This is a genomic window from Brevibacterium sp. CS2 (genome assembly GCF_005280295.1).
Classification (GTDB): Bacteria; Actinomycetota; Actinomycetes; order Actinomycetales; family Brevibacteriaceae; genus Brevibacterium; species Brevibacterium pityocampae.
In genome coordinates this window covers 1,227,883-1,252,247 of sequence record NZ_CP040020.1, presented here as the reverse complement: position 1 = coordinate 1,252,247, position 24,365 = coordinate 1,227,883, and the positions used below count along the sequence as shown (strand labels likewise).

18 protein-coding genes and 1 pseudogene are annotated in these 24,365 nt (G+C 70.1%); 9 read left to right on the top strand and 10 right to left on the bottom strand.

Annotation, left to right across the window (positions count from 1 at the left end; all coding sequences use genetic code 11):
- Positions 1 to 66: 66 nt before the first annotated feature.
- Positions 67 to 1,872 carry a BCCT family transporter gene (locus FDF13_RS05460; protein ID WP_137318783.1) on the bottom strand — a complete coding sequence of 602 codons (1,806 nt, stop codon included), beginning with the start codon at positions 1,870 to 1,872 and terminating at the stop codon, positions 67 to 69.
- Positions 1,873 to 2,369: 497 nt separating this feature from the next.
- On the opposite strand from FDF13_RS05460, the gene FDF13_RS05455 reads away from it, so the two are divergent.
- Positions 2,370 to 3,458 carry a hypothetical protein gene (locus FDF13_RS05455; protein ID WP_137318782.1) on the top strand — a complete coding sequence of 363 codons (1,089 nt, stop codon included), beginning with the start codon at positions 2,370 to 2,372 and terminating at the stop codon, positions 3,456 to 3,458.
- Between the two features lie 157 nt (positions 3,459 to 3,615).
- Here FDF13_RS05455 and FDF13_RS05450 read toward each other — a convergent pair whose 3' ends face one another.
- Entirely contained in the window at positions 3,616 to 4,059 is a 444-nt protein-coding gene (locus tag FDF13_RS05450; RefSeq protein WP_137318781.1) for an SdpI family protein, read from the bottom strand.
- Positions 4,056 to 6,617, bottom strand: coding sequence for a S9 family peptidase (locus tag FDF13_RS14965; protein ID WP_217494904.1), 2,562 nt, complete (start codon positions 6,615 to 6,617; stop codon positions 4,056 to 4,058). Before FDF13_RS14965 ends, FDF13_RS05450 begins: the two co-directional genes overlap by 4 nt.
- 98 nt (positions 6,618 to 6,715) lie before the next feature.
- Between FDF13_RS14965 and FDF13_RS05435 the strand changes: the two genes are divergently transcribed.
- Positions 6,716 to 6,907, top strand: coding sequence for a hypothetical protein (locus tag FDF13_RS05435; protein WP_137318780.1), 192 nt, complete (start codon positions 6,716 to 6,718; stop codon positions 6,905 to 6,907).
- A 155-nt stretch (positions 6,908 to 7,062) separates the two neighbouring features.
- On the opposite strand, the gene FDF13_RS05430 is transcribed toward FDF13_RS05435, so the two are convergent.
- Positions 7,063 to 7,716, bottom strand: a complete 654-nt coding sequence (locus FDF13_RS05430) for a GntR family transcriptional regulator (RefSeq protein ID WP_137318779.1) — start codon at positions 7,714 to 7,716, stop codon at positions 7,063 to 7,065.
- A 140-nt stretch (positions 7,717 to 7,856) separates the two neighbouring features.
- Here FDF13_RS05430 and FDF13_RS05425 point away from each other — a divergent pair, with 140 nt between their 5' ends.
- From FDF13_RS05425 to purU, 5 genes and pseudogenes are all read left to right on the top strand, one after another.
- The gene (locus FDF13_RS05425; protein WP_137318778.1) at positions 7,857 to 9,074 is read left to right on the top strand and encodes a sarcosine oxidase subunit beta family protein; all 1,218 of its coding nucleotides are present in this window, start codon (positions 7,857 to 7,859) and stop codon (positions 9,072 to 9,074) included.
- A gap of 31 nt (positions 9,075 to 9,105) precedes the next feature.
- Positions 9,106 to 9,609 (top strand): sarcosine oxidase subunit delta, encoded by a 504-nt coding sequence (locus FDF13_RS15570; protein ID WP_137318777.1) that lies wholly within the window; start codon positions 9,106 to 9,108, stop codon positions 9,607 to 9,609.
- Positions 9,606 to 12,701 (top strand): annotated as a pseudogene (locus FDF13_RS05415) (FAD-dependent oxidoreductase); the annotation flags it as partial. The gene FDF13_RS15570 and the pseudogene FDF13_RS05415, both read left to right, overlap by 4 nt.
- 177 nt (positions 12,702 to 12,878) lie before the next feature.
- A complete protein-coding gene (locus FDF13_RS15565) occupies positions 12,879 to 13,550 on the top strand; it encodes a sarcosine oxidase subunit gamma family protein (RefSeq protein ID WP_217494932.1) in 672 nt (223 codons plus the stop codon).
- Between the two features lie 23 nt (positions 13,551 to 13,573).
- Positions 13,574 to 14,500, top strand: a complete 927-nt coding sequence (purU, locus tag FDF13_RS05410) for a formyltetrahydrofolate deformylase (protein WP_137318775.1) — start codon at positions 13,574 to 13,576, stop codon at positions 14,498 to 14,500.
- On the opposite strand, the gene FDF13_RS05405 is transcribed toward purU, so the two are convergent.
- The gene (locus FDF13_RS05405; RefSeq protein ID WP_254668923.1) at positions 14,455 to 16,041 is read right to left on the bottom strand and encodes a ribonuclease J; all 1,587 of its coding nucleotides are present in this window, start codon (positions 16,039 to 16,041) and stop codon (positions 14,455 to 14,457) included. The genes purU and FDF13_RS05405 overlap by 46 nt on opposite strands.
- A gap of 417 nt (positions 16,042 to 16,458) precedes the next feature.
- Between FDF13_RS05405 and FDF13_RS05400 the strand changes: the two genes are divergently transcribed.
- Positions 16,459 to 17,676, top strand: a complete 1,218-nt coding sequence (locus tag FDF13_RS05400; protein WP_137318774.1) for a cobalamin-independent methionine synthase II family protein — start codon at positions 16,459 to 16,461, stop codon at positions 17,674 to 17,676.
- Positions 17,677 to 17,894: 218 nt separating this feature from the next.
- Here the strand turns inward: FDF13_RS05400 and FDF13_RS05395 are convergent, their stop codons facing one another.
- Genes FDF13_RS05395 through FDF13_RS05375 form a run of 5 tightly spaced genes read right to left on the bottom strand, consistent with a single transcriptional unit; the run spans position 17,895 to position 22,639 of the window.
- Positions 17,895 to 19,130 carry an LLM class flavin-dependent oxidoreductase gene (locus FDF13_RS05395; protein WP_137318773.1) on the bottom strand — a complete coding sequence of 412 codons (1,236 nt, stop codon included), beginning with the start codon at positions 19,128 to 19,130 and terminating at the stop codon, positions 17,895 to 17,897.
- Positions 19,131 to 19,141: 11 nt separating this feature from the next.
- Positions 19,142 to 19,486 carry an ATP-binding cassette domain-containing protein gene (locus FDF13_RS05390; RefSeq protein ID WP_368074057.1) on the bottom strand — a complete coding sequence of 115 codons (345 nt, stop codon included), beginning with the start codon at positions 19,484 to 19,486 and terminating at the stop codon, positions 19,142 to 19,144.
- Complete coding sequence (locus tag FDF13_RS05385) at positions 19,453 to 20,067, bottom strand: ABC transporter permease (protein WP_137318772.1); 615 nt, start codon at positions 20,065 to 20,067, stop codon at positions 19,453 to 19,455. Before FDF13_RS05385 ends, FDF13_RS05390 begins: the two co-directional genes overlap by 34 nt.
- Positions 20,064 to 21,083: an ABC transporter permease gene (locus FDF13_RS05380; RefSeq protein ID WP_137318771.1), complete on the bottom strand. Its 1,020-nt coding sequence runs from the start codon at positions 21,081 to 21,083 to the stop codon at positions 20,064 to 20,066. Before FDF13_RS05380 ends, FDF13_RS05385 begins: the two co-directional genes overlap by 4 nt.
- Positions 21,080 to 22,639, bottom strand: coding sequence for an ABC transporter substrate-binding protein (locus tag FDF13_RS05375; RefSeq protein WP_137318770.1), 1,560 nt, complete (start codon positions 22,637 to 22,639; stop codon positions 21,080 to 21,082). Before FDF13_RS05375 ends, FDF13_RS05380 begins: the two co-directional genes overlap by 4 nt.
- A gap of 299 nt (positions 22,640 to 22,938) precedes the next feature.
- Between FDF13_RS05375 and FDF13_RS05370 the strand changes: the two genes are divergently transcribed.
- Complete coding sequence (locus FDF13_RS05370; RefSeq protein WP_137318769.1) at positions 22,939 to 24,357, top strand: O-acetylhomoserine aminocarboxypropyltransferase/cysteine synthase family protein; 1,419 nt, start codon at positions 22,939 to 22,941, stop codon at positions 24,355 to 24,357.
- Positions 24,358 to 24,365: the final 8 nt, after the last annotated feature.

The window sequence follows — 24,365 nt, the reverse complement described above, 5'->3', positions numbered from 1 at the left end:
ACGAGTGACAGGTCGATGCAGGTGCAGCGCCGTTGAACTGAGCTGCGCTGCGACTCGGCCGTAGGCTCAGTCCTCAGCGCGGCCGTAGGTGATCTTGGCGCTGCCGGTCCGGGACGAGATCGTGCCCTCGGGCAGCCGGCGCCTCCGCCCCGGGCCGTCGTGCGCACCGCTCGCGTCCACCTCGTCGACGTAGGGGTCGGCCATGACCGGCACTTCGTCGGCAGCCTCGGGATCGACCACCGTGTCCGAGGTGTCGTGCTCGTCCTCGTCCTGCCGGCGCGCGTACTCCTCGGGCGGGAGGACCTTCTTCCAGCGCCGGGTGCGCATGGGCGGCAGCTCGCCGGCGTCCTCACGCAGCGCGCTGTACAGGGCGTACATCTGGAAGTAGCCCATGATGAAGAACGGGAGCCCGACGAGGATGATCGTCTTCTCGAGCGCCTCGAGCCCGCCGGTGCCGGAGAACACGAGCAGGGTGGCGGTGATGATGCCGATCGACAGGGCCCAGAAGATGCGCTGACCGAGCGGGTTGAAGTCCTCGTGGCCGTTGGCCATGGTGTCGGTGATGAGCGCTGCGGAGTCGACCGAGGTGACGAAGAAGACGACGACGAGCACGATCGCGACGATGGATACGAAGAACGGCAGCGGGTAGTGCTCGAGGAACGCGAACAGGGCTCCCGGGATGTCGCCGTCGGTGACCACGCGGTCGACGAGGCCGCCCTCGCCGTTGAGCTCGATGTCGAACGACGCGAAGCCGAAGATCCCGAACCAGATCACCGAGAAGCCGGCGGGCACCGCGAGCACACCGGACACGAACTGGCGGATGGTGCGGCCCTTGGAGATCCGGGCGATGAAGATCCCGACGAACGGCGACCAGGTGATGGTCCACGCCCAGTAGAAGACGGTCCAGCCGCTCTGCCAGCCGGTGTCGGCGAAGGTGTCGTTCCACAGGGCGAGCTCGGGCAGGTTGACGAGGTAGCTGCCGAACGCCTCGATCGTGCCCTTGAGGAGGAACAGGGTGGGGCCGGCTAGGACGATGAAGATCAGCAGGCAGATGGCGACAATGATGTTCGCGTTCGACAGCACCTTGATGCCCTTGTCGAGACCGAGCGACACCGAGATCAGCGCGACGCCCGTGACGACGCCGATGATGATGAGCTGCCAGCCGGCGTTCTCCGGGATGCCGAACAGCTGCGACAGACCGCCGTTGATCTGCAGGGTGCCCAGGCCGATCGACACGGCGATGCCGAACACCGTGCCGACGATCGCGACGATGTCGATGGTCTTGCCGATCGGGCCGTGGATGCGCTCGCCGAGGATGGGCTGGAAGATCGAGCTCACGCGCGGCGGCAGGTTGCGCTTGTGGATGAAGTAGGCGAAGCACAGGGCCGGCAGCGTGAAGATCGTCCAGGTGTGGAGCGTGAAGTGGTAGAGCGTGAAGTTCATCGCGTCGACGGCCGCGGCCGGGGTGCCGGCCTCGATCCCGAGCGAGGCTCCGCGCGGCGGCTCCCCGAAGTGGCTGATCGGCTCGGCGACACCCCAGAACATGAGGATCGTGCCGATGCCGGCGGCGAACAGCATCGAGAACCAGGCGAGGCCGCTGTGCTCGGGCGGCTCGTCGTCGGGCCCGAGCTTGACCCGTCCGAACCGGCCGACGGCGATGAAGATCAGGAAGGCGAGGAAGATCGTGACCCCGAGGATGTAGAACCACCCGAACTGCGCGAGCAGCCAGTCGGAGGCGGAGGTGACCGCGGCGTCGAGCAGTTCGGTGAAGGCGATCGTCGCGATGACGAAGAGGACGATAACCCCCGCGGCGCCGAAGAAGATCGCCGGCGAGGTGCGCAGGCGCAGGGTGTCGTGCAGTCGGGTCAGCATCGGGCTCGTCTCCTTGAGTCTGGTGCGGGGACTGCCGAGGCGTGCTGCGACGCCCACCCCGGGGACGGCCCGGGCCCCGGACCGCGCATTCAAGGCTACTGAATGGTCACGGCGATGCAAGCGCACAAGGGCACCTGCCGAACCCAGCGGGCGGAACCCACGCCGCGCTGCCGACCCGGTGCAGCACGGCAGTTCTCCGATGCAGCTCTTTCTGCCCAGACCCATGGATTCTCACCTGGTTCCCCTTCGTTGCGAGTGAATTCAGCTGTTGATCCGCGAAACTGCTGCATCCCGCCAGGAGGCCATCCGCAGGGCAGGGGTGCGCCGGAGAGCCCCGGTCGATACGGAGTGCGGTTGTCATCTGCGCCGATGTCCGGGATGCACGCCCGGTCACAGGAGAGCGCACCTCGGGTCACAGGGCGCACGCACCGGGCGGCCTCGTCCACAGGACGCCGCGCGGGATTCCCGGGCAGGGGATCCGACGTCACCCTCGACCCATGACTCTCATCGCCTCCACCCGCTGGCTCCGCTCGATCGGGATCCGTGACGCCGCGCTCGGATCCGCGCGGAAGTGCTGCTTCTCGGTCGTCCTCACCGGTGTTGGAATCATCACCCGTGACTGCCCCGCTCACCCCTCGATCTCCCGGCTCCTCACCGCCGCGGACCACGAGGTGCACCGCGTCCTGCGCACCGTTCCCACCTACGAGGTCGAAGCGCTCAAGCGCCGGATCCTCCTCGAGGCCTTCGACCTCACCGCCCACGGGCTCGCGGCCTCGGCCGCCGGAGTGCCGGTGCTGTCGCACACCTCGGCGGCGCAGGTGCTCGGCCTCGCGTTCGCGGTGCCCGCCGAGCCGGTCGTCGAAGCACAGCGGGAGGGCCGACGATTCACCAATCGGCGCCTCCGGCTCCATCCGCTCGCCGCACCGGAGCTCCATCGGGTCCGCGCACCCGCCCGTGGGCTGCTCCGCCCCGGCGCGCTCTCCGGAGCGGAGTCGGACGAACCGGATGTCCATCTGCCCGAGGGGTTCATCCCGCTTCCCGGTTCGGCTCCCGGCACCGTGCGGCCGGCGCGGTCCCGAGCGGTGACGAGCGTCCCGTGGACAGTGCTCGACGTCGCGCTCGAGCACGGACTCGACCTCGGATTCCCGATGGCCGAGGACGCGCTCCACCGTGGCCTGCTCACCCCGGCCGAGCTGCGGGAGGCGCAGGTACTGCATCCCCACGGTCACCGACGACGCGCGCTGCGCCTCCTCGTCGAGCTCGCCTCTGCAGTCTCGGAGAGCGCCGGCGAATCGCTGACGAAGCTGCGGCTCCACCAGATCGGGCACCTGGCCCGCTTCGAGCAGCAGGTCGAGGTGTACGACGAGGAGGGGTTCATCGCCCGTCTCGACTTCGCCGACTCCGCGTCACGGACGGCCGTCGAGTTCGACGGACACGAGAAGTACCACCTCGCCGGGGACCCGCACGCGGCGCTGAGGCGTCAGTGGCGCAAGGAGCAGCGGCTGCGGAAGCTCCGGTGGTCGGTGCACCGCGTCGAATGGGCCGAGCTGTTCGACCTCGACCGCTTCATCGCCGCAGTCCTCTGAGCGCCGGCACCCCGCCCCGCACATTCCGCCTCGATGCAGCTCATCCTGCAAGCGACAATCGAATATCCGCCCGCAGAGGCCGGCCGGGCGGATATTCGGTCGGCTCCCGCAGAAACAATCGCATCCACCCGGAGGTCCCCGGGTGGGCCGGCGTTCGTCAGCGGGCGGCGATGTGGGCGAAGATGCGCGCCATCGCGATGATGAAGACCTCGATGGCGAGGCCGACGAGGCCCACCGCGAAGCCCACCATCGCACCGCCCCAGAGCGTGCCGGCGATCCCGCCGAGCACGACGAGCACCATGATCACCGGCATCGCGCGGACGTAGATCATCGCCGCCTGGTGTCCGAGCTGCCAGGCCTCCGGAGAGCGCAGGGTCGCCGAGGTGCGGATCCCGCCGCCGTCCTCGGGCCCGAGGCGACCGTCGGCGGCGGCCTTGATGGGCCGGTGGACCACGACGCCCAGGGCCACCACGGCAACGAACAGCACGAGGAGCCCGGCCAGCGCCCCGAGCCCGAGCCCCGGGGCCTCGGGGACACCGAGGGCGAGCGGTGCGGCTGCGGCGCTCACCGCCGCCGCACTCGCGTCGGGTGGCCCGGTCACCGCTCGCCCTCTGCGCCGGTGGCGCTGTCAGTGGACGACTCGACGTGCGCGCCGTCCGTCGAGGTGCTGCCCGCACCATCACCCTCCGCGTCGCGAGCCGGGGATGCACCACCCTCCGCATTTCCGGCAGGAGACGAACCACCCTCGGCGAGTCCGAGCACGTCGAGTGTCCAGGCGAAGTCGAAGGCGGTCTCGCGCCACGCGTCGTAGCGGCCCGAGGCGCCGCCGTGCCCGGCGGCCATCTCCGTCTTGAGGAGGGCGTCCGCCCCGACCTCGCGCAGCCGGGCCACCCACTTGGCCGGCTCGACGTAGAGGACGCGGGTGTCGTTGAGCGAGGTGATCGCGAGGATCCGGGGGTATTCCTGCTCGGTGACGTTCTCGTACGGGGAGTAGTCCCGCATGTACGCGTAGACCTCCGGGTCGTGGAGCGGGTCGCCCCATTCGTCCCACTCGATGACGGTGAGCGGCAGCTCCGGCATGAGGATCGAGGTCAGCGCGTCGACGAAGGGGACGTGCGCGCTGATCCCGGCGAACCGGTCCGGGGCCATGTTCGCGACCGCACCCATGAGCAGCCCGCCGGCGGAGCCGCCCATCGCGACCATCCGCTCCGGCACCGCACGGCCGGCGGCGATGAGGTGGTCGGCGGCGGCGATGAAGTCGGTGAAGGTGTTCTTCTTCGTCAGCGTCCGCCCCTCCTCATACCACTGGCGACCCATCTCGCCGCCGCCGCGCACGTGGGCGATCGCGTAGACGACGCCCCGGTCGAGCAGCGAGAGCCGGGCGACGGAGAAGTACGGGTCCATGCTCGCCTCGTAGGAGCCGTAGCCGTAGAGCAGGGTCGGCGCGGGCCCTTCGGCCGGAACTGCATCGGTGCGCCACACCAGCGACACCGGGATCTCCGTGCCGTCGGCGGCGCGCGCCCACACGAGGTCCTGCTCGTAGTCGGCGACATCGACGCCGCCGAGCACCGGCTGCCGCTTGAGGACTGTGCGCTCCCCGCTCGCGACGTCGTACCCGAACACCACCGAGGGCGTCACCATCGAGGTGTAGCCCAGGCGCAGGCGCGGCTGCGTCCATTCCGGGTTCGCCCCGACGCCCATGGTGCCGATCGGTTCGTCCGCGGCCACCTCGACCATCTCCGAGTACGGGGAGTGCGGAAGGCCCTCGAGCGAGCGCCCGGTGTGAGCGTCCGGCACGGGCTCGGATTCCGGGCGCGGCGGGACCGGGCTCCCTGCGGCGAGCGCGACGCCCGCGGCAGAGCCGTCCCGCGCCTGCCCCGCATCCGTCGCCGAGGCGCCCCGCGCCTCAGCTCCGGCCGCACCGGCACGCCGCCCGGCGTCCGCCTCGGCCCCGGTCTGCTCGTCCCCGCGCTGGGACTCGGCACCGAGCCCCGAGTCCCCGCGGTCGGCGACGAGCTCCTCCGGGCTCTCGTCGCGCACAGCGATGACCCCGACGCGGGCGAACCCGCCCTCCCGGTAGGACACGGCGAGGAACGAGCGGAACGCGTCGATCTCCTCGATCCTCCTGCCCTCGATCTCCGTGAGCACGGCGCGGCCCTCGGACTCGGGGTCGCTGACGGGGACGTCGGTGATCTCGAAGTCCGCCCGGTCGCGGTTGTGGACGATGAGGAACCGGTCCTCGCCGCTGATGATCGCGTGCTCGACGGAGTACTCGACACCTTCCCGGCGCGGCCACACCGGGCGCGGGGTGCCGGCGGGGTCGAGTGCGTCGAGGTACCAGTACCCGGTGGTGATCTTCGAGGCGGTGACGAAGAAGAGGTAGCGCTCCGAACGGCTCACGCCCATCCCGACGAAGTACTTCTCGTCCTCCTCGGCGAACACGCAGACGTCGTCAGCGGCAGGCGAGCCCACGCGGTGGCGCCACACCCGGTCCGGGCGCCAGGCGTCGTCGACGGTGGTGTAGAAGACGTACTCGCCGCTGACGTCGAAGCATGCCCCGGCGAAGGTGTTCGGGATCTCGTCGGGCAGGTCCTCCCCGGTGGTGAGGTCGCGGATGCGCAGGGTGTAGCGCTCGTCGCCGGCGGTGTCCGCCGCCCAGGCCAGGCGGGTGCCGTCCGGGGACACCGAGTAGGAGCCGAGGGAGAAGAAGTCGCAGCCGTCGGCTTCGACATTCGAGTCGAGCACGACCTGCTCACCGGGCAGCTCCCCGCCCCCGCTGATGTCCGGCGGGGTCCAGTCGTCGGGACCGGACACCGGGACCCGGCAGCGCGCCGCGTAGTCCTTGCCCGCGGTGGTCCGGGAGAAGTACCACCAGTCGCCGCGGCGCACGGGCACGGAGAGGTCGGTCTCCTTCACCCGGGCGCGGATCTCCTCGAAGATGTCCTCGCGCAGACCGGCGAGGTGGTCGGTGCGGGCCGCGGTGTAGGCGTTCTCCGCCTCGAGGTGGGCGATGACCTGCGCGGACTCCTTGTCCCGCAGCCATTCGTAGTGGTCGACGAAGGTGTCGCCGTGGTGCGTGCGCTCGTGCGGCACGCGCGCGGCGACCGGCGGCGCGGGGACGGAGGCGGCAGGGGACGGGGAGTGCTGCGGTGCTGTCATACCCTCACCCTATCGAGCACCGCGGACAGCACCCGAGTTCAGACAACTCACATTGTGGCGTGGAAGAGTCGTTGGCCCGACGACGAAAGGTGAGTGCCGTGGGAATCCTCAGCCGCATCCTCAACGGAGCCACGAACACCCGCGGAGGCCGCCGAGGCGGTCGCCCGATGGGCCGCAGCGGAGGGACCAGCGGCGGTCTGCTCGGCATGCTGCGCCGTGGCGCCTCCGACCCGAACACCCGCCGCAAGGCGAAGCAGGCCGTGCGCGGACTCCGCAACCGCCGCCGCTGAGCCGCAGCGCTCCAGCGCACACCCAGCGCCCCTCGCGCCGGGGGCCGGATGACTTCCGGCCCCGGCGCGTTCGCGTTCGCGTTCGCATCAGCAGGATCGTGCTTCCGGGCGAGCGGCCACGGCTCGTTCCCCGCTGACGGCACGCCGACACCGGCTCAGAGACTCTCCCGCACCCGCTGCTCGAAGCTGCGGACGTGCTCCACCGCGATCCGCGCCGCGGCCTCCTCGTCGCCGGCCGCGATCGCCCGAAGCAGGTCCTCGTGCTCGTGGACGTGGCCGGCGAGGTGCGGCAGCCGGTCGAGCACGAGGCTCCAGATCCGGGTCGCCAGGTTGTCGAGCCGCACGAGGACGTCGGCGAGGTGGGCGCTGCCGGAGGCCCGGTACACGAAGCGGTGGATATCGAGGTCGGCGGCGAGGAGCTCCCGCCGTGTGCTGTCTGCGCCCAGCGAACCCAGCCGCTCGAGCAGGTGCTCGGCACCCGAGCGCACCTCGGCGGTGGTGTTCCGCGCAGCCCGCCGGGCGGCGACCGGTTCGAGGTGGATGCGCACCTCGGCGATCTCTGCGAGGTCGGTGATGTCGACACCGGTGGCGAAGGTGCCGCGACGCGGATAGCTCACGACGAGGTGCTCGGCCTCGAGCCGCTTGAGCGCCTCGCGCACGGGGGTCCGGCCGATGCCGAGCTCCTCGGCGAGCGCCGCCTCGTTCACCGGGTCGCCGGGCCGGATGTCGAGCATGATGAGCCGATCGCGCAGCACCGCGTAGCTGTGCTCGGCGAGCGAGCGATGGCCGTGCGCCTCCGCTGCCGTCATCCCACTTCACTTCCTTTCCTCCCGGGCCCTCCACCAGGAACCTTCCCGGGAACCGTTGACACCCACCTGATCCCGATCCTATGCTGATCGCACTCTGATATATCAGTAGTCGACGCTACCTCAGCCGATCGGAGCCTGCAATGGCCGACGCTCTCCCCCAGCATCCCGATTTCCTGTGGCGCAATCCCGAACCGCGCGCCTCCTACGACGCGGTGATCGTCGGCGGCGGCGGACACGGTCTCGCCACCGCCTACTACCTCGCGGTGAATCACGGCATCACGAACACCGCGGTGCTCGAGAAGGGGTGGCTGGCCGGGGGCAACATGGCCCGCAACACCGCGATCATCCGCTCGAACTACCTGTGGGACGAATCCGCCGCGATCTACGAGCACTCGCTCAAGCTCTGGGAGGAGCTGCCGGCCGCCCTCGACTACGACTTCCTCTTCTCCCAGCGCGGCGTGATGAACCTCGCGCACACCCTGGGCGACGTCCGCGAGGGCACCCGCCGGGTGGGCGCCAACGTCCTCAACGGCGTCGACGCCGAATGGCTCGACCCGCAGCAGGTCAAAGAGCTGTGCCCGATCATCAACGTCGCCGACGACCTCCGCTACCCCGTCATGGGGGCGACCTACCAGCCGCGCGGCGGCATCGCCAAGCACGACCACGTCGCCTGGGCGCTCGCCCGGCAGTGCGATGCGATGGGCGTCTACATCATCCAGAACTGCGAGGTCGAGGGGTTCCTCACCGCAGGAGACCGCGTCACCGGGGTGGAGACGAACCGCGGGCGGATCGCCACCGGCACCGTCGGCATGGCCGTCGCCGGGGACAGCTGGGACCTCGCACAGAGCGCGGGCATCCGCCTGCCGATCCAGTCCCACCCGCTCCAGGCGCTCGTGTCCGAGCTCTTCGAACCCGTCCACCCCACGGTCGTCATGTCCAACCACGTGCACGTCTACGTCTCGCAGGCGCACAAGGGGGAGCTCGTCATGGGCGCCGGGGTGGACGGCTACACCGGGTTCGGGCGTCGCGGGAGCTTCCACATCATCGAGGAGCAGCTCGCCGCGGCCGTCGAGCTGTTCCCGATCTTCGCCCGCGCGCACGTGCTCCGCACCTGGGGTGGGATCGTCGACGTCACCCTCGACGCCTCGCCGATCATCAGCCCCACCCCGCTCGACGGCTTCTACGTCAACGCCGGCTGGGGCACCGGCGGGTTCAAGGGCACCCCGGCCTCCGGGTACACCTTCGCCCACACCATCGCCACCGGCAGCCCGCACCCGCTCAACGCGCCCTTCACGCTCGACCGCTTCGAGACCGGGCACCTCATCGACGAGCACGGCGCCGCCGGCGTTGCGCACTGACCCCACCGCCGCCCCGACCACCGGAGATCCCATGCTGCTCATCGAATGCCCGTACTGCGGGCCGCGCGACGAGACCGAGTACCGCCACGGCGGGCAGGCCCACGTCCCCTACCCCGCCGACCCGGAGGCGCTGAGCGACCGGGAGTGGGCGGAGTACCTCTTCTACCGCGACAACCCGCGCGGCATGCTCGCCGAGCGCTGGCTCCACACCGCCGGCTGCCGCCGTTGGTTCAACACCATCCGCGACACCGAGACCTACGAGATCTCCGCCGTCTACCCGATCGGCGCCCCGCGCCCGGACACCGCGGCCGAGGCGCCACCCGGGTCCGCGGCCGCACTCTCCCCGGCGCACCACGCCAAGGGCGACCCCGCGGCCCGCGCGATCGCCTCCTCCGGCTCCCACGCCCGGACCGCCACCGCCCACACGGCTCCCGCCTCAGCGGGCTCGCCGGCCGGCGGGTCCGCCGCGGGAGACCCGGCTGCGCCCGGGGAATCCCCCGCATCCCACCCGACCTCCGAGGGAGACGAGCGATGACCCCCGCACCCGCGCACAGCCTCGCCCGCGGCCCGCACCGGCTCCCGGCCGCCGCCGTCCCGCACGCCCGGATCGACCGGGACACCGCGTTGAGCTTCGAGCTTGCCGGCCGCACGCTCACCGGCCACCCCGGGGACACGCTCGCCTCCGCAGCACTCGGCGCCGGCCTTGTCCGCTGCGGCGACTCCCTCTACCGGAACCGCCCGCGCGGCATCATGGCCGCCGGGGTCGAGGAACCCAACGCCCTCGTCACCGTGGCCGCCCGCCGCCCCGGCGAGGTCGACGAGTCGATGCTCACCGCCACCACGGTCGAGCTCATCGAGGGCCTACGGGCCGACTGGGTCTCCGGACAGGGCGTGCTCGACCCACGGACGGACGAGGCGGAGTACGACCACGTGCACATCCATACCGACGTCCTCGTCGTCGGCGCCGGGCCCGCCGGGCTGGCCGCGGCCCTGGCGGCCGCCCGCACCGGGGCGCGCGTCGTCCTCGCAGACGACCAGCCCGAGCCCGGTGGCGCACTGCTGTCCACCCGGGAGGAGCGGGTCGCAGGCCGGCCGGCGGCGGACTGGATCTCCGCGACCGTCGACGAGTTCGACGCCGCCCCGGAATCGACCCGCCTGCAGCGCACCTCCGCCGCCGGCAGCTACGACTCGAACCATGTCGTCGCCGTGGAGAGGCGCACCGACCACCTCGCAGGCCCGGTGCCCGCCGGCGTCTCCCGCGAGCGCGTGCATCACATCCGCGCCCGGCAGGTGGTGCTCGCCACCGGTGCGCACGAGCGGCCGATCGTGTTCCGCGGCAACGACCGGCCGGGCATCGTGCTCGCCGGTGCCGCCCGCGCCTACCTCAACCGCTGGGGTGTGGCCGTCGGGCACCGCGTCGTCGTCGCGACGACGAACGACTCCGCCTACGCGACCGCCGCGGACCTCCACGCCGCCGGGGTCGAGGTCGTCGCGCTCGTCGACTCCCGGCCCACCGCGAGCCCCGCCGCCGCCCGGGTGAGCGCCGCGCTCGGCCTCCCGGTGCACCTCCGCTCCGCGGTGACGAACACGGCAGGCGACGCCGACGGCCACCTGTCCGGCGTCAGCGTCCATGCGCTCGACGACTCCGGCGATCCGGTGGGGGATCTGCTCGCGTTCGACGCCGATGCGCTCGCGGTGTCCGGCGGGTGGAGCCCGGCCGTGCACCTCCACAGCCAGCGCGGTCCGGTCGAGTGGGACCCGAGACTCGCGGCGTTCGTCCCGAGCACGCCGGTCCGCGACCAGCACCTCGCCGGGGCGCTCCGCGGCACCCTCGACACCGAAGCGGCGGTGGCCGAAGGGGCGAAGTTGGGTGCTCGCGCGGCCGCAGCTGCCGGATTCGCCGCCGAGGCGACGGTGGGCAGCGACGTCGGTGCGCCGGAGTACGTTGCCACCGGCAAGCCGGACCCGGACACCGCAGCCGCAGCAGACGCGCCGGAGTCCGATGCAACCGGCACACCGGACCAGGACACCGCCCCCATCCGCCCGCTGTGGCTCGTCCCCGCCGGGCCGGCGAACCCCGCCGGGCCGTTCAGTCCCAGCGCCGGCGGCGACTTCGACCCGGCGGACCTCGACGAGCACTTCGTCGATCTCCAGCGCGATCAGACCGTCGCGGACATCCTGCGCGCCACCGGGGCCGGCATGCGCAGCGTCGAGCACATCAAGCGCTACACCTCGATCGGCACCGCGCACGACCAGGGCCGTACGAGCGGCCTCGCCGCGATCGGCGTCATCGCGCAGATCATCGGGGCGGACGATCCCGGGGAGATCGGCACCACCCGGTTCCGAGCCCCGGCCACCCCGGTGTCCTTCGCCGCGCTCGCCGGCCGGCGCCGCGGCGAGCTGTTCGAACCCGCCCGGGTCACCTCGATCCACCCCTGGCACGTGGCCCACGGCGCGGAGTTCGAGGACGTAGGCCAGTGGAAGCGCCCCCGGTACTTCCCGCGCCTCGGGGAGGACATGGACGCCGCGGTGCTGCGCGAGTGCGCCGCCGTCCGGGAGTCCGTGGGCTTCATGGACGCCTCGACGCTCGGCACGATCGACGTGCGCGGGACCGACGCCGCGGAGTTCCTCAACCGGATCTACACGAACGGCTACACGAAGCTCGGCATCGGCAGGGCCCGCTACGGGGTGATGTGCACCCCGGACGGGATGATCTTCGACGACGGCACGGTGTTCCGGATCGCCGCTGACCACTTCGTCCTCACCACGACCACCGGCGGGGCCGCTGCCGTCCTCGACTGGCTCGAGGAATGGCTGCAGACCGAATGGCCGGACCTCGACGTCGTGTGCACCTCGGTGACCGAACAGCTCGCCACCGTCGCGGTCGTCGGCCCGCAGTCGCGAGCGGTCGTCGGCGCACTGGCTCCGGATCTCGACGTGTCCCGGGAGGCGTTCCGCTTCATGGACATCCGCGACACGGTGCTCGCCGGCGGCATTCCGGCGCGGGTGTGTCGGATCTCGTTCTCCGGCGAGCTGGCCTTCGAGCTCAATGTCGAGGCGTGGCACGGCCTGGCCCTGTGGGATGCCGTCGCCCAGGCGGGCGCCGAGTTCGACATCACCCCCTACGGCACGGAGACCATGCACGTGCTCCGCGCGGAGAAGGGCTTCATCATCGTCGGGCAGGACACCGACGGCACGGTCACTCCGCAGGACGCCGGGATGGAGTGGATCGTGTCCACGAAGAAGGACTTCATCGGCAAGCGCTCGTACTCCCGCGCCGACAATCTGCGCGAGGACCGCAAGCAGCTGGTCGCCGTGCTTCCGGTGGACCGGTCCCTGGAACTGACCGAGGGCGCGCAGCTGATCACAGCGGGCAGGGAGATTCCACCAGGGGTGCGCTCAGGGGCTGGGACGGTGTCCCCGGAAGCCCACCCGGTGCCGATGGAGGGTCACGTCACCTCCGCCTACCGCAGCGCAGCACTCGAGCGCACCTTCGGTCTGGCGCTGGTGAAGAACGGCCGGGCGCGAATCGGCGAGACGCTGCAGGCCTACCACGACGGTCGGCTCGCCGAGGTGGTCGTCGCCGAACCCGTGCTCTACGACCCTGCGGGCAGCCGGCGCGATGGGGAGGAGCAGCCGGGGAGCGGCCGGAGTGACCGGCGCGACAGTGTCCTCGACCTGGACCGGCGTCCCCGCAACGTGCGCCGGAGTCCGCTCGCCCACCTCGCCGACGTGCTCGCGCAGACCGAAGCGGCGGCCGGAGGCGCGGCCGGCGTGCGGCTCCGCGAGGTGCCGTTCCTGACGATGGTCGGGATCCGAGTGCGCCCGGGATCAGCCGGGGCACGCGCCATCGAAACGGCCGCGGGCCTCCCCCTTCCCGCGACGGTCGGTCGGGTGACCGGCACCGCTCCCGAGGCGGCGGGCGTCTCACTCACGTCCGGCACGTCAGGGGCCGGTTCCGCTCCCGAGGCGGCGGGCGTCTCACTCACCTCCGGCACGTCAGAGGCCGGTTCCATTCCCGAGGCGGCGGGCGCCGTGGCGGGTTCCGGTCCGGCCGGAACGGCGCGGGGCGCAGAGCACTGGGCTCGCGCCTCGGGAATGGCGATGATCTGGCTGGCGCCCGACGAGTTCCTCGCGGTCGCCGGCCCGGACCAGCCGGTGGCCGAGGTGCTGCGCACCGCGCTCGGCGAAGCGCCTGGCTCGGTGGTCGAGCTGTCGGCCAATCGCACGGTCATCGAGCTGGTGGGGCCGCAGGCGCTGCAGGTGCTGCAGAAGGGCTGTCACGTCGACCTGCATCCGCGGGCCTTCCCCGTGGGCGCGGCGGTGTCGACGCTGCTGGGACCGGTCCAGCTCATCGTGTGGCGGACGGGCGAGGACAGGTACTGGCTGATGCCGCGGTCGTCCTTCGCGGACTATCTGGCGGGCTGGCTCCTCGACGCCGTGCGAGAATTCAATCCGACGCCGGAAGGAGCTTGACCATGTAGGACCACACTGAGCACATTCTGACCTTCGCCTGCCCGGAGAAGCTGGGCGTCGTCCACTCGATCACCGAGGTGCTCGTCCAGCAGCGCCAGGAGATCATCGACCTCAAGCAGTTCGGCGACCGGAATTCCCAGCGCTTCTTCCTGCGCGTGCACTTCGCCTGCGAGGGTGGTTCGGCGGTGTCGACACAGGCGCTGCGGGAGGCATTCGCGCCCCTGGCGGAGCAGTACCGGGCGGAGCTCACGGTGGAGCCGAAGGGCCGGAAGCGGCGCGTGCTGCTCATGGTGTCGAAGTCCGAGCACTGCCTCAATGACCTGATGTTCCGCGCCCGCGTGGGCGAGCTGCCGATCGAGGTCGTGGCCGTGGTGTCCAATCACGACGATCACCGCGACCTCGTCGAATGGCATGGGATCCCCTACCACCACATCCCCGTCACTCCGGCCACCAAGCCGCAGGCCGAGGCGGAGCTGCTGAAGCTGCGGGAGCGGTACGACGTGGAGCTCGTGGTGCTGGCCCGGTACATGCAGGTGCTCAGCAGCCGGCTCGTCGAGGACATGGCGGGCGAGGTCATCAACATCCATCACTCGTTCCTGCCGAGCTTCAAGGGCGCCCGTCCCTACCACCAGGCGTACGAGAAGGGTGTGAAGACCGTCGGCGCCACCGCCCACTACGTCAACGCCGAGCTCGACGAGGGCCCGATCATCGCTCAGCAGGTGGTGGAGGTCGACCACACCTTCGACGCCGCCGACCTCGCCGCCGCCGGCCGCGACACCGAGCGCAAGGCGCTGGCGAACGCGGTCAAATGGCACTGCGAGGGGCGTGTCTTCCTCAACGGCAACCGGACTGTGGTGCTGAAGCAGGCCCGGCGCTCAGCACCCGGTCGTGCTGAGCGCCCGAATCAGGCGTCGATGACGACGGCAGTGATCAGCGGCGCCCTACGGTAGGCGCGCTCCAGGTGGCGGCTCACGGTGTCGACGATGAGCTTCTCGAGCTCGTCGATGTCGTCGATCTTCGACGCGTCAGGCGAGGCGAGGGCCTTCTTGACCTTCTCCGCGGCGCCCTTGAAGATCTGCGGGTCCTGGATGAAGCCCTTGGTCATGAACTCGAGCGGTTCGGTGAGCGTGTTCGTGTCGGGATCGACGATCGCCACGATCGTCACCGCGCCGCCCTCCTGGAGCAGCCTGCGCTCGACGAGCGTCTCCTCGGTGACCTTGCCGACCATGTGGCCGTCCACGTAGACCAGCCCGGCCTCGACCTTGCCCGAGACCTTGGCCTGGCCCTTGACGAGATCGACGGTGGTGCCGTCGCCGACGACGAGCACGCGCTCACGCGGCGCCCCGGTCCTCGCGGCGAGCTCGGCGTTGGCGTGGAGGTGCTTCGACTCCCCGTGCACCGGCATCACATGCTTGGGTCGCACGATGTTGTAGCAGTAGACGAGCTCTCCGGCCGAGGCATGACCGGACACGTGGACCTGGGCGTTGCCCTTGTGCACGACCTTGACTCCGAGGTCGGTGAACTTGTTGATGATTCCGTAGATGGCGTTCTCATTGCCGGGGACCATCGAGCTGGCCATCAGGACGGTGTCGTCCCGATCGAGCTTGATCTGGTGGGTCCCGGACGCCATGCGCGACAGCGCCGCCATCGGCTCACCCTGCGAGCCGGTGCACACCAGCGCGATCTTGTTGTCGGGCATCGACTGCAGCTTCTTGAAGTTCACGATCAGGCCGCGCGGGATCTTCAGATATCCCAGCTCACGGGCGATGCCCATGTTCCTGACCATCGAGCGGCCCACGAACGCGACCTTCCGACCACTGGCATGGGCGGCGTCGAGGACCTGCTGGATCCGGTGGACGTGGCTGGCGAAGCTGGAGACGATGATCCGCTTGGGAGCGGTGGCGAACACCTTCTCGATCGCGGGGTTGAGCTCGCGCTCGGAGACGGTGAAGCCGGGCACCTCGGCGTTGGTGGAGTCGGTGAGGAAGAGGTCGACACCCTCCTCGCCCAACCGAGCGAAATGCCGCAGGTCGGTGATCCGGTTGTCCAGCGGGAACTGGTCCATCTTGAAGTCGCCGGTGTGCAGCACGAGCCCGGCACGAGTGCGGATGGCCACAGCAAGGCTGTCCGGAATCGAGTGGTTGACCGCGACGAATTCCAGCTCGAAGGGTCCGACCTTGTGGGTGTCCTCGGCCTCGACGTGGACGGTGGAGGGAGTGATCCGGTGCTCGGTGAGCTTGGCCGTGATGAAGGCCAGGGTCAGCTGCGAGCCGATCAGCGGGATGTCCGGCCGCTCCTTGAGCAGGTACGGCACTCCGCCGATGTGGTCCTCATGGCCGTGCGTGAGCACGATGCCCACCACATCCTGGAGCCGGTGGCGGATGGAGGTGAAGTCGGGCAGGATCACGTCGATGCCGGGCTGGTGCTCTTCGGGGAACAGCACCCCGCAGTCGACGATGAGGAGCTTGCCCTCGTGTTCGAAGACGGTCATGTTGCGCCCGATCTCACCCAGGCCACCCAGCGGGGTGATCCTCAGGCCCCCTGGTGTGAGGGCGGGCGGGGACGTCTGCTTGCGGGAGGAACGAGCCAAAGAATCACGCTTTCATCATCGGTGGGGAAACAGTGGGGTGGTGCAATGTCTTGGGACCCGCGGCCGGCCGAAGAGTGAGCGCCGAGCGGGAAGTCTGCATCGATCGTACCTGCGACCGCCGGTCGAGAGTTCAGGAGTGGTGATTCTGCAGACCTCGCTCCCGCATGCCTGTTCCGAGTCGCTCCATTGCGGGGTGTGACGTCGTGTGAAATCGGGCGTCAGCATGTGACGGCCTTCACGTCGGAGCACCGCGTTTCGTGCTGATCTGGTCCTACCCACGAAAAACCTAGCCGGGTAACCGGGTTGAAGGAGACAGACATGTCCGCAGGAATTCGCACTTCGCACGCCGGGTCGCTGCCGCGCACCCCCAAGCTCATCGATGCCAACGCCGCCAAGGCTGACGCAGCGGTGTCGGACGCAGAGTTCGGCGACCTCCTCGAAGCCAGCGTCGTCGACATCGTGCAGAAGCAGAAGGATCTCGGCATCACCGAGCCGAACGACGGCGAGTTCGGCCACGACATGGCCGCGCAGTTCGACTACGGCGCGTGGTGGCACTACTCCTTCAACCGCACCGGCGGCCTGAAGATCTCAGGCCAGGGCCTGTGGGAGCTGCCCGCCCAGCGGAGCGAGCCGGGCAACGTGCGCCTGACCAGCTTCCAGGACCGTCGCGACCGGAACCTCTTCCCCGCCGCCTACAGCGATCCGACCGCCGGCACCGACACCGGCACACAACCGGGGTTCCCGCAGGCCGTCGGTCCGATCTCCTACATCGGCCACGAACAGGTCAAGCGCGACATCGCCAACGTCAAGAAGGGCCTGGAAGCCGCCGGGTACGATCCTGCCCGCGGGTTCCTCAACTCGCTGTCGCCCGCCTCGGCGGCGCGGATCGAGAACAAGCACTATGAGAGCTATGAGGACTTCGTGTGGGCCTGGGCCGACGTTCTCCGCGAGGAGTACCTGGCGATCACCGAGGCGGGCCTCATCGTGCAGATCGACGACCCCTCACTGGCGGAGAACTTCGACCAGATCAACCCCGAGCCTTCGATCGCGGACTACCGCACGTTCACGCAGCTGAGCATCGACGCCCTCAACCACGCCCTGCGCGGCATCGACCCGCAGCAGGTCCGAATTCACACCTGCTGGGGATCCTGGCATGGACCGCACGTCACCGATCTGCCGTTCTCGGCGATCGTCGATCAGGTCCTGACCATCAACGCTGCCGGGATCACCTTCGAGGCGGCGAACGTACGTCACGAGCACGAGTGGAAGATCTGGCAGGAGACGACTCTTCCGGATGGCAAGTACATCATCCCCGGCATCGTGTCCCATTCGACGAACGTCGTCGAACACCCCGAGCTCGTCGCCGATCGGATCACCCGATTCGCAGAGCTCGTCGGGCCCGAGAATGTCGTCGCCTCCACCGACTGCGGTCTGGGCGGACGCGTCCACCCGGAGATCGCGCTGGCCAAGCTCGAGTCGCTGACGCAGGGCGCGGAGATCGCCACGCAGCGTCTGCGCCAGCGGGCTGTGGTCTGACGGGCAGCCGCTGTCGCGGGTCTGAATCCCACGGCAGCGGCGCAGCGCCTGAGGCGGCGGCCGGAGTTCTTCTCCGGCCGCCGCCTCAGGCGTTGCGGGTGGTGTCAGCTCTTCCGGGGTTCGGTCGCGACCCCGGCACGCTGGGTCGAGACTGAAGTCCCGAAATCCAAGAATCGATCTCGGGACTTCAGTCTCGACTGAGGACAGGGCCGGTAGCCTCAGGAACGCAGCCCAGCGGATGCGGTCCTGGCACTGCTGTCGACACTGGCGCGGCTGCCGGCACCAGCACTGCTGCCGACGATGGCACTGCCCGGGTTGCTGCTGTCAGCAGCGACGCCGTTGCCGGCACCGCAGCCCACGCTGAGCCGCGCCACGATTCCCGCCCGCAGATGTGGAGTCAGGTGCTCGCCCCAATCCTGGACGTCCCCGAGCTGATCGAATCCGCGGATCAGGAAGTTCTGCACTCCCAGATGCCAGTACTCGAGCAGCGAGTCGGCCACCTGCTGGCCCGTTCCCACATGACCACTCGAGTTGCCCTGCGGCCCCATGAGCTTCGTGATGCCGAACCACAGTCGCTCGTCGTGGACGTCGCGCTGGTGGGCCAGACGCTGCAGTCGATCGGCCGACTCCGCTGTTCGCTCGTCGGAGGCCTTGTGCCGCAGCCGCAGCGGATTGTCCTCGGCGCCGGCGGCCTTGTTGTGCGCCGCCTGCTCAAGGTAGGCCTCGGCTTTGGCCCATGCCTCATCCTCCGTCACCCCGACGACCGGGCGGGTCGACAACGAGAACGACAGCCCGTGGTTGCCGGTGCGCTCCGCGACGGCGCGGATCGCAGCAATGCGATCAGCGACCTGTGCTTTCGGCTCACCGAACAGGGCATAGACATCGGCGTGCTCGCCGCCGACTCGCACCGCATCCTCCGACAGCCCGCCGAACCACAGCGGGATGCCGCCAGGGTGGACGGGGTGCACCGCGCTGTTGGCGTCGGCGACTCGGTAGAAGTCTCCGGCGTAGTCGAAGGGCTCGGACGAGTTGAGGGCCTTCCGCAGCACCTGCATGAATTCGGCTGTTCGGGAATAGCGCTCGGGCTTGGTCGAATAGTCGCCGTCGCGGGCCTGCTCGGCATCGGAGCCGCCGGAGATGTGGTGGACCGCGACCCTGCCGCCACCACTGAGGTGGTCGAGCGTGGCGAGCTTCCGTCCGAGGACGGTGGGTGCCACGAAACCGGGCCGGTGGGCGATGAGCACGCCGAGGCGTTCGGTCGCCTGCAGCACCGCCGAGGCGATCGCGAACCCGTCGGGGGACGCTGAGGAGTATCCGATGAGGACCCGGTCGAAGCCGGCTTCCTCGTGGGCACGTGCGAAGTCCCGAATCCATCCGGGATCGACGGCCGGACCGGTGACCGGGTCGGTCTCCGAGCCTCGCTGGGACGAGATCATTCCGAGGATTTCTGCCATTGTCGTCTCCTTCAGAGTGGGGTTGCGGTTGCGCCGCTGATCGTCGGGATCGCGGCGATGAGCTTGCGCGTGTATGGATGCTGAGGCGCGCCGAGAACCTCCGCCGCGGGGCCGGACTCCACGATCGTGCCGTCATTGAGCACGAGCACCCGGTCGGCGATCGACCCCAGCGAGGACAGGTCGTGGGAGATCAGGAGCATTCCAGTGCCCGCGTCGGCGGTGGCGCGCAGCGTGTCGACGACTTCGCTCCGGCTCGAGGCGTCGAGGGCCGACACCGGCTCATCGCACACGAGGAGTCGCGGCTGGACGGCGAGCGCCCGCGCTATCGCGACTCTTTGCCGCTGGCCGCCCGACAGCGCGCCGGCACGATCCGCGGCACCACGTGGGCCAGTACGAGCTTGGGAATCGGAACGCCGAACAGTCGCGCGGCATCCACGTACTGGGTATGCGCGATCTCGATGACGACAGCCCGGACCACCCGGAAGAAGGTCGGGGAGGCGAGGATGCCCACGGCGACCATCGCCGCGTGGATGCTGTTGCCCAGCAGCGCGCCGATCGCGACGGCGAAGGTGATGAAGGGCAGCGCCATGAACGAGTCGAACACCCGCTCGAGCACCCAGCGGATCCCGCGTGGGGCGAACACCGATGCCACGGCGGAAACCGTGCCGAGCAGCAGCGCGATGACGACCGCCTCGAGCGCGGCGAGCACCGACAGCCGTGTGCCGGCCAGCAGTCGGGAGAGGATGTCGCGGCCGAGGTAGTCGGTGCCCAGCCAGTGCGCCGCTGAGGGCGCCGCCAGGACCTGCGAGGTGTCCTGGGCGAGCGGATCGGAGGGAGCGAGCACGGAGCCCAACGCGGTGACCACGGCCACGAGGATCAGCACCGCGAGCGCGACGGCCGCGGTGGGGCGGCTCAGCAGAGTTCGGACGGCGATCACAGGGAGCTCCTCTCGGTGGCGGGGGTGGTCCGGGCCGGGGTTGCCTGAGCCGGGGTGGTCCGGGCCGGGGTGGTCCGGGCCGCGGGATTCAGCGCGAGGATGAGCAGGTCGACGATGAGCGTGCTGATGAGCACCACGACGACGGTCACCATGACCGCGCCGAGCACCACGGGCTGGTCCCCCTGCATCGCGCCGTCGTACGCCATCAGGCCGAGTCCCGGCAGGGAGAAGATCTGCTCGGCGATGATCGCTCCGCCGATCAGCCGCGGCACCTGGATCCCCAGTGCTGCCAGCGCAGGTCCGGAGGCGTGGGGCAGCGCGTGCCGGAACAGGATCCGAGCCGGGGACAGCCCGCGCAGGCGGGCGCCGATCACGAGGTTCTCCTCGTACGTCCGCACGAGCGCGGTGCGCAGCTGACGTGCGATGTCGGCGGCCGCCTCGAGCGACAGGGCGATCGCCGGCAGGATGATCGACGCCAGCCAGCCGCCCGGGCTCCGCTCGAAGGGCACATAGCCGCCGGTGGGAAGGAAGGGCAGCGCCACCCCGAACAACAGGATCAGGCCGATCGACACCACGAACGGCGGCAGCGTGGCCAGCGTGGATGCTGCCAGCGTCACCAGGCGGTCGACCCAGCTGTCGCGCAGCAGGGCTGCCGCGATCCCCGCCGAGGCGCCCAGCACCACGGCGATCACCAGGGCCAGTCCCGCGATGGACAGGCTCACCGGCATCCGGTCCGTGATCGTCGTCAGCACCGGGATGCCGGTGAACCAACTGGTGCCGAGGTCGCCCTGCACCGCCTGGGCGATCCAGGATCCGAACTGGACGAGGAGGGGGCGGTCGCGACCGAGCTCGTGGTTGAGCTCCGCGACGGCTTCGGGGGTGGCGGCCTCGCCGAGGAGGATATCGGCCGGCTCCTGCTTGGTGAACGCGCTCAGCAGGAAGGTGATCCCCGCAGTGGCGAACAGCACCGGCACGGCGCGGCCCAGGCCGTGCAGCACCCAGATTGCAGCGCTCATGAGCGGACCCCCACTCCTTCGAATCGCTGGGTGTGGATGCAGTGCGTGAAGCCCGTGACGCGGTCGTTCAGCGCGTGCGCGCGGTTCCAGTTGACGAGCCACGCGTGCGGTGAGGCCCCGCTGACGGCAGCGCGGGTGGCTGCCTGCAGATGCGGCAGGTAGTCGGGTGACTCTAGCGGGGTGCGGCGCACCCGCTCGAGTGCAGTTGTGAACTCCTCGGGGGCCTGCTGGGAGATGTTCATCCAGCCGCCCTCGCTGTAGAGCACCTCGAGCGCCTGCACCGGAGACTCCCGGCCGGAGAACGAGTACATGTAGAGCGTGTACGAGTGGGCGGCCTTCTGGCCGGCGCCCGGCGGGGCGATCTCCAGGCGTAGGTCGAAGCCGGCTTCGGCCACCTGGGCCTGGACCGCCTCGGCGATCTTCCGGCTGGTGTCGTTGCCGGCATCCCCGATGACGTGGAACGTGACGGAGATGCCGTCGGGGTGGCCCGCCTCGGCGAGCAGGCGGTGGGCCTCCTCCGGGTCGTGGTCCCAGCGCCGGTGGAGTTCGGGGTCGTAGCCCTGCACGCCGCGGGAGAAGGGCTGCCAGTCCGGCTCCCCGTGGCCGAACAGCGGACCTTCGATGATCCCCTCCCGGTCGATGGCGCGGTTGAAGGCCTCGACGACGCGGGGATCGTCGAAGGGAGCGTGCCGATTGTTGACCTCGATGGTGTGGACGTTGAAGCAGGTGCCGCCAATCACGGAGAACCCGGACTGCTCGAGGGGAAGGATCTGGGAGTCGTCGACGTGGGCGAGGTCGTATTGGCCGGAGCGGAGCCCGGCGTAGGCAACCGCTTCAGCGGGGCGGGGCACCACCTGCAGCTCGTCGAGGAGGATCTCCGCGGCGTTCCAGTGATTCGGGTTGCGGCGCAGTGTGGCGTGCGAGCCCGGCACGTACTCGGCGAGCACGAATGGGCCGGCACCCACCGGCGCGATGTTGAGCTCAGCCCCTGATTCGATCGCGGCCGGGGACACGAGATGGCCGATGAGTCCTGCGAGCAGCAGGGGCAGCTGATAGCTGACCTCGGCCAGGTGGAGCGTGACATCGGTGGCGGAGTCCGCGGTGATGTCCTGGATGATCGCCAGGGATTGCCCGCTCGTCGCACCGGGCAGGTCCCGGCTGCGTTCGAGGCCGGCCTTGACGGCTGCGGCGTCGACCGGGGTGCCGTCGCTGTAGGTCAGGTTCGGGCGCAGATGGAAGGTGACAGCGTCGCCGGTGCCGTTGTAGGTCCAGGACTCGGCGAGGTCCGGCTGCAGCGCACCGTCCGGACCCAACCGGGTCAGCCCGGAGTAGACCAGCGACAGGACATGCACGTCGTAGCCGATCCCCTTCGCGGAATCCCACGTGGTCGGCAGCCGCCAGCCCCAGGTGAGCCGGCCCAGCTGCCCGTCCCCCGCCTCGCCGACCGCGCTCACCTGCTGCCGGGGCGGAGCACACCCGGCACCGAGCAGGGCGGTGCCGATCACCGCCGCGGACAGGCGGGCGAAGGCGCTGCGGGATATCAGCTGCTGGGACATGGACCCTCCTCGTGGTGATCGTGATCGCGGAAGCACGGCGGGTTCTGCTCGGCCCTGGAATCCAATGTGCTGAATCCGGGAGTGCGGACGTCGTGCTGGAGTCGTGCTGAATCCGGGCGTCGTTCGGAGCTGGATTTGATGGTCACGGTGGCACGTCCGCCCGCCGGAGACCGTGCCGCCGGTCACACTGCGTCGCGCACGTTCACGGGCTGACGCGGAAGTTCACAATCCGCAACGACGATTCGACCCCGCGGCTGAGCGTGCCCGACTATGACTGCAGACACACGAGAGGACGCACCATGTCAGCCATCGCCCGAGCAGGGTCAGAAAACACGCCGGCCGGCGCCGGGCTCGCTCCGGCGACCCGGCAGATCCACGTCGGCTATACCCCGGGGACACCCCAGAACACGGTCGCCGTGCCGATCTACCAGTCAGCCGCATATGAGTTCGAGAGCTTTGCCGCCGCCCGCGACACCTTCGCGCTGCGCCGCCCCGGCAACATCTACAGCCGCAACGGCAACCCCACCAACGCCGTCCTCGAGCGGCGGGTGGCGGATCTCGAAGGGGGCGCGGGAGCAGTCGCCCTGGGCTCCGGGCAGGCGGCCGTGGCCGTCGCGCTCCTCACCCTGGTCGCCGCCGCCGGGCCGGGCTCGGCGCGCGGGCCGGGCATGCCTCACCACATCGTGGCGTCGAACAAGCTGTACGGCGGTACCAGCGACCTGCTGGGTGACACCTTCGCGGACCTCGGCATCGAGGTGACGTTCGTCGACCCGCTCGACCTCGCGGCGTGGGAGGCCGCGCTGCGCGAAACCACCCGCGCAGTCTTCCTCGAGTCGATCGGCAACCCGATCCTCACGGTGCCCGACATCGCCGCGATCGCGGATCTCGCCCACTCCCGAGGCGTGCCAGTGGTCATCGACAACACGATGGCCACCCCCGTCCTGCTCCGGCCCATCGAGCTGGGCGCCGACATCGTGGTCCATTCGGCGACCAAATATCTCGGCGGGCACGGCACCTCGATCGCAGGCGTGATCGTCGACGCGGGCACCTTCGACTTCACCGCCGAGGCGCCCCGCTGGCCCCGGCTCACCCGGCCCTACCACCGGTTCGGCGACATCGTGTTCACCGAGGAGTTCGACGGCAGCGGCGGCCGCACGCCGTTCCTCGTGCTGGCACGCGCCAAGGCCGTCCATGACCTCGGTCCGACGCTGTCACCGTTCAACGCCGCACAGATCATCCAGGGCATCGAGACCCTGGAGCTGCGGATCCGGCGTCAGACGCAGACGGCATTCGAGCTTGCGGAGTTCCTCGTCGAGCAGCCGCAGGTCGCACGAGTCCATCATCCGGGGCTGCCCGGCCACCCCGAGCACGCGCTGGCCGGCCGGCTGCTGCCCGAAGGCCTCGGCAGCGTCTTCGCCTTCGACCTCGCCGCCGACCCGGTTCAGGTGGAGACCTTCGTCGATGCGCTCGAGCTGTTCGCGCTCGTGGCCAACATCGGCGACACCCGCTCGCTAGTCGTCCACCCCGCGACCATGACGCACTCGCGCCTCGACGAGGCGGGCCGGGCTGGGGCCGGAATCGAACTCACCACTGTCCGCCTGTCGATCGGGCTCGAGGATCCGGCGGATCTGCGCCGTGACCTCGCCGCCGCATTGGCGGCCCTCACTCCGGCTGCGGCCGCCTCGGCCACCGACCACTCCCCCGCCCTGGCTCACTGAAGCCCCAC